The following is a 1,167-nucleotide window of genomic DNA, read 5'->3' as shown; positions in this document are numbered from 1 at the left end:
CTATCGTTGCGCAGACGTCAGCTTCGGCTGTCGTGCGGGCGATGCCAAACGCCGCGGTAGAAATCGAACAGTCTTTTACGCCTTGGTATTGTTTTGGGGAGCTAGATGCGACCCGGAAGAGTCTCGTGCAATGTTTGTTCGAGTGTGTGGGCACAGCTGCTGAGGTTCAGGAAGAAGGTTTCATTGATTATCTATCAGCGCTCTCCGGCACCGGCCCTGCCTTTCCCGCTTTGCTGATGACCGCACTTGCGCACCAGGCGATTATTGCCGGCATACCTGCTGATATAGCGCAACTTGCCGCGAAAAATGTCGTTGTTCATAGCAGCCAGCTTCTGGCCACTCGCGACGCTCAGGAAATGATTGATGCCTTGGTAGCATACCGAGGTGTGACGGCAGCCGCTTTGCAGTCGATGACTCTTGGTCATTTTGAGGAGCAGATTGGTAGAGCGCTGCAAAAGGGAGCTTCTGTTGCACGGAAAGGGCTTCAATCTTAATAAACCGAAGCCCCCTCCCTTAAGAGGGCTTCGGTGTGCCTATTTACTCCGCTTTAAAGCAGTAAACGGCCAGCTTGTTTCCATCCGCATCACGAGCGTAAGCCGCGTAGGCATTTTCAGCCCAGCCACGAGGGCCTGGTTGGCCTTCGCAAACGCCGCCATTCGCCAGCGCTACTTCATGGAAAGCTTGTACTGCAGCTCGGTTAGGCGCTTCGAAGCTTACGGTGACACCGTTACCGACAGTGGCCGAATTGCCGTTAGCAGGTTTAAGTACAAAGAATGAAGGCTTATCGACGCCCCAGATGGATCCGGCTTCGCCGAGATCAGCAACGCGATTAAGGCCGATCTCCTTCAAAACAACGTCATAGAACGCACGTGCTTTTTGTAGATCATTGGTGCCGACAGTTACATGAGTAAAAACGGACATCGTTGTTTCCTTTCTGTTGGTGGTGATTGTTTGCTCAGGTCTGAGAACTGATGGATCTCAGAAATGGATGACGGTGCGAATGCTTTGCCCTGAATGCATCAGATCAAATGCTTCGTTGATTTCTTCCAGAGGCATGTTGTGGGTGATAAATATTTCCAGTGGGATCTCTCCGCGGCTGGCTTTATCGACATAGCTAGGAAGTTCCGTGCGGCCCTTCACGCCGCCGAAGGCGCTACCGCGCCACAC

At 52.8% G+C, this 1,167-nt stretch carries 2 protein-coding genes and 1 pseudogene; 1 reads left to right on the top strand and 2 read right to left on the bottom strand.

Annotated elements, in window-relative coordinates:
* The coding region (locus AC1DRJ_RS28700; protein WP_477805113.1) for a pyrroline-5-carboxylate reductase family protein at positions 1–494 on the top strand (494 nt) is incomplete at its 5' end.
* 43 nt (positions 495–537) lie between these two features.
* Here the strand turns inward: AC1DRJ_RS28700 and AC1DRJ_RS28695 are convergent.
* Both AC1DRJ_RS28695 and AC1DRJ_RS28690 read right to left on the bottom strand, forming a co-directional pair.
* Positions 538–921: a VOC family protein gene (locus AC1DRJ_RS28695; protein ID WP_477805112.1), complete on the bottom strand. Its 384-nt coding sequence runs from the start codon at positions 919–921 to the stop codon at positions 538–540.
* A 57-nt stretch (positions 922–978) separates the two neighbouring features.
* Positions 979–1,167 (bottom strand): annotated as a pseudogene (locus AC1DRJ_RS28690) (S-(hydroxymethyl)glutathione dehydrogenase); the annotation flags it as partial.

This window comes from Pseudomonas sp. P5_B2, assembly GCF_056400445.1.
Note: the sequence above shows the minus strand (reverse complement) of the source record. Positions and strands in the feature narration are given on the sequence as shown.